The 5,598-nt window shown below is 44.4% G+C and carries 6 protein-coding genes and 1 rRNA gene; all 7 read right to left on the bottom strand.

Annotated elements, in window-relative coordinates; all coding sequences use genetic code 11:
• Positions 1–495: ribosomal RNA gene (locus CVN76_RS23760) — 16S ribosomal RNA — on the bottom strand; the annotation flags it as partial.
• A 424-nt stretch (positions 496–919) separates the two neighbouring features.
• Positions 920–2,419 carry a lysine--tRNA ligase gene (gene lysS, locus CVN76_RS23755; RefSeq protein ID WP_198512631.1) on the bottom strand — a complete coding sequence of 500 codons (1,500 nt, stop codon included), beginning with the start codon at positions 2,417–2,419 and terminating at the stop codon, positions 920–922.
• A gap of 187 nt (positions 2,420–2,606) precedes the next feature.
• A complete protein-coding gene (gene dusB, locus CVN76_RS23750) occupies positions 2,607–3,605 on the bottom strand; it encodes a tRNA dihydrouridine synthase DusB (RefSeq protein WP_100533288.1) in 999 nt (332 codons plus the stop codon).
• A 23-nt stretch (positions 3,606–3,628) separates the two neighbouring features.
• The gene (locus tag CVN76_RS23745) at positions 3,629–3,841 is read right to left on the bottom strand and encodes a helix-turn-helix domain-containing protein (RefSeq protein WP_061144004.1); all 213 of its coding nucleotides are present in this window, start codon (positions 3,839–3,841) and stop codon (positions 3,629–3,631) included.
• Positions 3,793–4,320 carry a 2-amino-4-hydroxy-6-hydroxymethyldihydropteridine diphosphokinase gene (gene folK / locus CVN76_RS23740; RefSeq protein ID WP_100533287.1) on the bottom strand — a complete coding sequence of 176 codons (528 nt, stop codon included), beginning with the start codon at positions 4,318–4,320 and terminating at the stop codon, positions 3,793–3,795. The genes CVN76_RS23745 and folK overlap by 49 nt, the downstream gene beginning before the upstream one ends.
• 2 nt (positions 4,321–4,322) lie before the next feature.
• A complete protein-coding gene (gene folB / locus CVN76_RS23735; protein WP_100533286.1) occupies positions 4,323–4,682 on the bottom strand; it encodes a dihydroneopterin aldolase in 360 nt (119 codons plus the stop codon).
• A 1-nt stretch (position 4,683) separates the two neighbouring features.
• Entirely contained in the window at positions 4,684–5,520 is an 837-nt protein-coding gene (gene folP, locus CVN76_RS23730) for a dihydropteroate synthase (protein ID WP_100533285.1), read from the bottom strand.
• Positions 5,521–5,598 lie beyond the last annotated feature (78 nt).

The raw sequence follows: 5,598 nt of genomic DNA, 5'->3' as shown, positions 1-5,598 counted from the left end.
GGTACCGTCAAGGTACCAGCAGTTACTCTGGTACTTGTTCTTCCCTAACAACAGAACTTTACGACCCGAAGGCCTTCTTCGTTCACGCGGCGTTGCTCCGTCAGACTTTCGTCCATTGCGGAAGATTCCCTACTGCTGCCTCCCGTAGGAGTCTGGGCCGTGTCTCAGTCCCAGTGTGGCCGATCACCCTCTCAGGTCGGCTACGCATCGTCGCCTTGGTGAGCCATTACCTCACCAACTAGCTAATGCGCCGCGGGCCCATCTATAAGTGACAGCGTAAACCGTCTTTCCATCTTCTCTCATGCGAGAAAAGAACGTATCCGGTATTAGCTCCGGTTTCCCGAAGTTATCCCAGTCTTATAGGCAGGTTGCCCACGTGTTACTCACCCGTCCGCCGCTAATCTCAAGGAGCAAGCTCCCGTCGATTCGCTCGACTTGCATGTATTAGGCACGCCGCCAGCGTTCGTCCTGAGCCAGGATCAAACTCTCCGAAGAAATGTTTGACTTGCTCATTTGCTTTTTTAATAGTGTGTGCTCACTTAAAATTTAACGTTGGCGCTTTGTTTTGTTCAGTTTTCAAAGAGCAATGTCTTTCGAAACAGCTTATTTATAATAACATTTTTCATTACTACAAGTCAACAACTTTTTAAAACTTTTTTAAAGTTTGTCATTTGTTTGTAACTCGTTCGTAAGGACAGATATAAATATAACACCATTACGTTAACTGCGCAATACCTTTTATTAAGTTTTTTCGAAATAATAATGTTTTTCTTTTCACCCTGGAAATCGAATCAATTAAATGATACGAAACTATAATTAAAAAACAAAAACCGAACTCGTTTGCTGGAATCCATGGGCTGCACCCAATCGATTCCAGCATTCCGAATCCGGTCCTGTAATCATCGCTTCATCTTGCTTATTAGCGGTGTCTCATTAATGGGAATAACAGAACATCACGTATGGAAGGTGAATTGGTCAATAACATAACCAGACGGTCAACACCAATTCCCAATCCGCCAGTTGGCGGCATTCCGTATTCTAATGCTTCCAAGAAATCCTCGTCCATTTCATGAGCTTCGTCATTGCCTTGCTCGCGTTCTTTCAATTGAGATTCAAAGCGTTGACGTTGATCGATTGGGTCATTAAGTTCCGTGAAGGCATTTGCATGCTCCCTGCCCACTATGAATAGCTCAAACCGATCGGTGAAACGGGCATCTTCCGGATTTTTCTTTGCCAATGGCGAAATTTCCACCGGATGTCCGTAAATGAAAGTAGGCTGAATCAACTTATCTTCCACTTTCTGCTCGAAGAACTCATTCACGATATGACCAAACTCCATGGAGTCCTTAATTTCGATTCCGTTCTCTTTGGCAAGCCGTTGCGCTTCTTCTTTACTCATGTGAGCCCAGAAGTCCACACCCGTATATTCCTTTACAGCGTCGACCATGTGGAGTCGTTTCCACTCCGGCTTTAACTCGATCTCATATTCCCCGTATTGAATGGTAGTCGTCCCCAAAACCTCTTGAGCTATATGTGCGATCAAGTTTTCAGTTAAACTCATGATATCCTTATAATCGGCATAGGCCTCGTATAACTCAATCAAGGTGAATTCCGGATTATGTCTTGTTGATACTCCTTCATTGCGGAAAACCCGGCCAATCTCATAAACCTTTTCTAATCCGCCGACGATCAGTCGTTTCAGATGAAGCTCGATGGCTATCCTTAAATTCAAAGGCATATCCAAAGCGTTATGGTGAGTAAGGAAAGGACGTGCGGCAGCTCCGCCAGCAACGGAGTGCAATAGCGGCGTTTCCACTTCCAGGTACCCTTGATCATCCAAATATCGTCTCATCGCTTGCACAATACGGCTGCGCATGATCAAAGTGTTCTTACTTTCCTCATTCGTGATCAGGTCAACATAACGTTTCCGATAGCGTTCTTCCACATCCTTAAGACCATGGAATTTATCAGGTAGCGGACGAAGCGCTTTAGAAAGAAATACATAGTCATTCGCTTTAATGGAAAGCTCTCCAACCTTCGTCTTGAAAATCACGCCAGTGACCCCTACGATATCGCCAAGGTCCGTTTGGTTAAAAATCTGGTAGGATTCTTCACCTATATTATCTAAACGAACGTAGATTTGGATTTGGCCGCTAATATCCTGGATATGGGCAAATCCCGCTTTCCCTTTCCCACGCTTGGTCATGACGCGACCGGCGATGGTAACCTCGATTTCTTTTTGCTCAAGATCTTCTTTTTCCAATTCTCCATAAGCACGAACTAAATCCTGGGCGCTATGAGTGCGCTCGAATCTGCTCCCGAAAGGATCCTGTCCGTTATCAATCATTGCCTGCATTTTATCGCGCCTTACTTGCAATTGATCATTCAATTCTTCATGACTCACGAAAATCATCTCCATCTTTATTAATAAAAGCTTTATATAATTAATCAAAATTTATTTTGCATACGTATTTATTCTTACATAAAGTCCAGGAATTCAACAGCTTTTTATCTTAAAAAATTCTTTATGTATATATAAAAACTGCCAGATTTACTGGCAGTTTAAGATATGCGTATTATAGGAAAACAGGAAGGCGAAGTCAACATCAGACCATTTGGATGTTCATTTCCTTCGCTTCGATCTCATCGACCATCCCATAAAGGAGTCTCACGACATCTTCTCTCGTTTCACAATCGTTAATCCCTTTACGCGCCTTGGCATTCCCCTTCACACCTTTTAGGTACCAAGAAGCATGCTTGCGCATTTCACGAACGGCGACGTACTCATTTTTCAATGCAATCAGACGATCCATGTGAAGGACACACACATCCATCTTTTCTCGAACTGTAGGTTCTTCCATCAATTGTCCCGATTCCAAATACTTAACGGTCCGGTATATCATCCATGGGTTGCCTAGAGCTGCACGGCCGATCATGACCCCGTCGACTCCGGTTTCCTTCAACATGCGTTCGGCATCCTGTGGCGTTTCCACATCTCCATTCCCGATAAGGGGAATATTGATGGATTTCTTCACTTCACGAATGATGTCCCAGTTAGCTTTACCTTCATACATTTGAACCCGGGTTCTCCCATGCATGGAAACGGCTTTACCGCCCGCCCGTTCAACTGCCTGAGCATTTTCAATCGCAAATACATGCTCTTCATCCCAGCCAATGCGCATTTTCACGGTTACCGGCTTGTCGACAGCATCAACAACTGCGGAAACCATCTCATAAATTTTATTCGGATCAAGAAGCCATTTCGCCCCTGCATCACATTTCGTGATTTTCGGGACAGGGCAGCCCATATTGATATCAATGATGTCGGCATTTGTATTCTTATCTACGAATTGAGCAGCTTCGACCAAGGATTTCTTTTCACCGCCAAAGATTTGCAAGCTTAACGGCTTCTCCCTTTCATCTATATAAAGCATATTCATCGTTTTGGCATTTTGAAGCACGATGCCTTTGTCACTGACCATCTCCGCACAAACCAGACCAGCGCCAAACTCCTTGACGGTCAAGCGGAATGCCGAGTTGCAGACTCCTGCCATCGGTGCCAGCACTACCGGATTCTTCATTTCTATATCGCCTATTTTTAACACGTGTGACCTCCTATAACAACCGTTCATTTATCCTCAGGTGGTTGAAGCTCCTCAATGGACACATGAAGGATATCAGCCACTTCCATTAAAAATGCTTCTGAAGGGTTGCGATTCCCTCTTTCAACTTCACCAAGCAAGGAAACGGAAACTCCTACTTCTTTCGCAAAGCCTTCCTGTGTATAACCCTTTAACTTTCGAAAAGCGCGAATGCGCCTTCCCCATTTTTCACCTTCCATAATCGAACTCCTTCTTTATCCGGAATCTGTTCAAGCAAGTCACTCAAAGGTGCGTGCATGTGCGGAAGCCTTATATCAGGGTCCACTTCCATTAAAGGCACGATAACAAACGCCCTCTCGTGCATACGAGGGTGCGGGACCGAAAGAATCTCTGTCTCAATATTTTCATGATTATATAACAAAATGTCAAGGTCCAAAGTACGGGGACCCCACCTTATTTCCCTTTTTCTTCCTAACGCTTGCTCGATTTGCATACAAACGTGAAGCAATTCCTCGGGATGCAAGTCGGTTTCCACCTTTAGCACAGCATTTAAAAAACAGTCCTGATCGGCATATCCTACCGGATCCGTTTCATAAAATGAAGAAGTTGCAACCAACATGATATGCGGATTCTCAGTCAGTAATTGGAAGGCCTTGCGGAAAATATCGAGTCGGTCGCCCAAGTTCGATCCAATTGAAAGGTAAGCAATATTCACCATAATTAGCGTCCTCTTACAATCTCTATAGCTACCGAGTCATAATGCCCCGCTATAGGAGGATCAGGTTTATATACCTTGACCGTGCAGCTATCAATTGAAGGATATCCGCGAAGAAGTTCGGAAGCGATCTTTTCAGCAACCGCCTCCACTAACTTATAAGGTTTCCCTTCTACAACGCCTTTACACAATTCATATAATTCGCCGTAGTTAATCGAGTCCTTTAGGTCGTCACTCTTCCCCGCCTTGGCTAAATCGGTTTCGACTGTAAGGTCGACTTTAAACCGCTGACCAAGCTTCGTTTCTTCTGGAAATACTCCGTGATACCCATAAAACTCCATTTTATTCACAAATATCTTATCCATTTCATTCACCTTTTCCTAAAAGCGCATCCATCATCTTTGCAGTTCGCGCCATTTCCTTTACATCATGCACCCGAACCATTTGGCAGCCCTGCTGAATTCCATGGCAGATTGTAGCGGCGGTTCCTTCCATTCGCTCACCTGGAGGCAAATCCAGAACATGCCCGATCATGGACTTTCTCGATGTTGCAAGCAAGACTGGGTAGCCTATTGCTACAAGCTTATCAAGATTCCGCATCATTTCCAAATTAAACTTCAAGTCTTTTGCAAAGCCTATGCCTGGATCGAGGATGATGTTTTCTTCCTTGACGCCAGCCTGCTTTACGATCATGACGCTTTCGAATAAGTCCTCAAAGACATCGCGAATGAAATGACCATAATCCATATTATCCCTATTATGCATCAAAATAATCGGCACACCAAATTCCGCTGCAACTTTTGCCATCAAGGAATCGGCTTTGCCTCCCCAAATGTCGTTTAATATATGGGCCCCTGCCTTAACAGCTTCCTTGGCCACCTTTGATTTATAGGTATCAATCGATATCGGAATTTCTATGTTCCGGGAAATCGCCTCGATGATCGGAGCGACCCTTTCTATCTCCTGATCATCCGATATCCTCTCATAATTAGGGCGGGTCGACTCACCGCCTATGTCGAGAATATCCGCACCGTCTTTCACCATCCGTTCCGCATGCTTCAAAGCAGCATCTACCCGATTATATTTCCCGCCATCCGAGAAAGAGTCAGGCGTAACATTCAAAATCCCCATAATTAAGGTTTTCTTGCTGTAATCCAATTCATATGAGCCGCATGTAAGTTTAGTCGCTCCTGCTAATGACATCCAACGTTCTCCTCCGCCTAAAGAAATCTATATTAAGAGTTTACCCATTTACACACGCATAGTGCAAGCCATCGGCGA

The sequence above is a fragment of the Bacillus sp. mrc49 genome (assembly GCF_002803435.1).
Note: the sequence above shows the minus strand (reverse complement) of the source record. Positions and strands in the feature narration are given on the sequence as shown.